The organism is Membranihabitans marinus (assembly GCF_021729155.1).
Taxonomy (GTDB): Bacteria; Bacteroidota; Bacteroidia; order Chitinophagales; family Saprospiraceae; genus Membranihabitans; species Membranihabitans marinus.
In genome coordinates this window covers 1-2,771 of sequence record NZ_JAJQYA010000039.1, presented here as the reverse complement: position 1 = coordinate 2,771, position 2,771 = coordinate 1, and the positions used below count along the sequence as shown (strand labels likewise).

The 2,771-nt window shown below is 42.9% G+C and carries 1 protein-coding gene; it reads left to right on the top strand.

Annotated elements, in window-relative coordinates:
* On the top strand, positions 1 to 2,771 hold a 2,771-nt coding region (locus tag LVD51_RS17450; RefSeq protein ID WP_236972652.1), incomplete at both ends, for a choice-of-anchor Q domain-containing protein.

Genomic DNA, 2,771 nt, shown 5'->3' with positions numbered 1-2,771 from the left:
CCGAAAGGAGGCAGTCCGTTGTCGGCCCGGAACTGGGATCTAAATGAGACCATACTCAGCGGGGATATAAATGGGGATAATATGCCCACCGGGAACAGCTATCACGTGGTGAGGACGGAGAATGTAAGCTCGGCAACCGTGGTAGATGGGTTTACTATCACTGGCGGGAATGCGAATGGAACTTTCCCAGATAATACTGGAGGGGGTTGGTACAATGTAGGAGTTGGGGCGGGAAATAGTTCCAATCCTACAATCTGGAATTGTGAATTCATGGCGAATGCGGCTTCAGGGGCTGGCGGTGCTATGTATAATGGTGGTAATTCTTCACCGGTATTGACGAATTGTAAATTTACAGGAAACACGGCACTTAGCTTTGGTGGCGCTATGTATAATATTAGTTCTTCACCGGTTTTGACGAATTGTGTGCTATCGGGCAACAGTGTTTCTTCTTCTTCTTCAGTTCATGGCGGTGCTATGTATAATTATATTTCTTCACCAGTTTTGACGAATTGTGTGCTATCGGGCAACAGTGCTTCTTCTTCTTCTTCTTCAGCTTATGGCGGCGCTATGTATAATATTAGTAATTCTTCACCGGTTTTGACGAATTGTATTGTTTATCAGAATGATGCACAAACGGGCCCCGTCTTTTATACCCCTGGAACTTCTTCGCCTTCCATTTCGCATTCTATGTTTGATGTGGATTTTGCCACGATTAATCAATCTTTTTCTGTAGTCGATAATGGAAATAATAAATTTTCTACCAATCCTCAGTTTGTCAACGCGCCACCAGCTTCCTCCGCACCGACAACAGCTGGTGATTTTCATTTGATGCCGAGTTCACCAGCCATAAATATGGGTGACCCGGGAACAGATTTGTCGGGATTTTTTATGTTAGCTGGTGTACCCGTTGATCTGGAGGGAAATCAGCGTGTCCAAAATACGGTCATAGATATGGGTGTTTATGAGATAGAAAGTTGCAATATCACAGCAAGCAATGCCCAACTATCAGCCTGTGAGTTGTCCAATAGTGAAGCGGAATTTGACTTGGAAAGCACCGAATCTACAGTTCATGGAGGAATGGGCGTCTCCTATATGTACTATACCGATGAAGATGCTACTCTACCCATTGCCACTAGTTCAGCCTATTTGACAGTAGGCACTACGGTATATGTAGTGGTTTCCGATGGAACATGTAATGACACCGCTGCTATTCTGTTGAATGTAACGGCAGCCCCAACGGTTATGTGCAATCAGGATACTATCGTCATGGAATGTATGAGTCAGTTGGATATTGATCTGGCTTTTGCGAATTGGTTAGATGGATTTTCTAATGATTGTCAGGATTGCGTGGTCAATGATTTGTCGGTCTATGAAGCGCCTGATAGTTGTGGAGGAACAACGACTGTTCAGTATGTGATTCGAGATATATGTGGAGTGGCTAAAGATTCTTGTGAAGCCACATTTGAGGTTATTTCACCGATGATGGTTTCAGTGGATTGTCCTACTGATTGGGTATTGTCTAGTACTGCGTCAGAAGAAGAAATCCAGATGGCTTATGAAATGTGGTTGGCCAGTATAGAAGTTATGGATGGATGTTCAGTAACAGTGGATAATAATGGTCCTGCCCAACCCAATTTACCTAGTTTCTGTAGCGATGGAGTAACTGAAGTAAATTGGACGGTCACCAGTTCATGTGGGGAAGAAATGATTTGTACAGCAACCTTCACCATTGAAACAAACAGGGGAGGAGAGGAATCCCCAAATTGTTCCGATTTTTCACCTTCTGTAAATCCTCAAGGGGAAATCACGGTTAGTCCAATAGATTTTCTTACGAATGCTGAAAGTGCAAATTACCCATTAGTAGTAAAAGTTTACAATGAATGGGGTAGTGAGATTAAGGTCTTTGAATTGCAGGATTATTGTGCCACCGATGTCTGGAATATCTGTAACAATCTGGGAGACCAATTGAGATTTAGTACAGAAAACGAAGCGGGTATTTGTACTGAAGGGATGATATATCTTACGGACAATCCTGCTCCTATATTGACTTCGGCCTTGCAGTCGAGTAATGGACTTTCTATTATGCCTCGTCGACTTTTAGAGCAAGGAACTAATATAACTAAAGGAAAGATCAATGTATATTGTTGGAATATTCCCGATCCTTCTGACCATATACCTAGTGCTTTCAACGGCTGTACCGGGGAATCATACAGTCCTCAAGTACAGCCTGATTGGGTCATGCCTGTTGATTGTGAGCGAGAGAGTGATACCGCCAAGGTGATTTTGCGAACCTGGGAAGTTTTCGACAAATCGGGAAGTCTTTATTTGTTGACCGATACCATCGTGGTATTCCGATTGCCGAAGTTGACCCCGGAATCCTTTGTAGTGAGTGGTGAAGATACTAGCTATTGTGAATTGGAAGCGGTGTCGAAAGAAGGGGAGAGTTTGAAGCGATATGCTGCATGGAAACAACCAGTCGGCTTGCATGACTACGAATTGCCTTATGCCAAACTGAAAGGTTTGACTTATGAATTACCAGTCACAGTAATTATAGCAGGGATGGAGAATGCTTCAGCCCAGGGCGAAGAAGTATTCAATGAATATTTAGAATGTGTGATATTGAAAAAAGGGTCAGGAGAAGAAATAACGATAGGCGATATTGTTTCGGGCGACTATATGGATGAACTATTGTCTAGTTTGAGTCAGAAACAGTTGGGATATGGATTTTTACAAGGGCTGGTTGAATTGAGTGAGGATCCGATAAATATAAT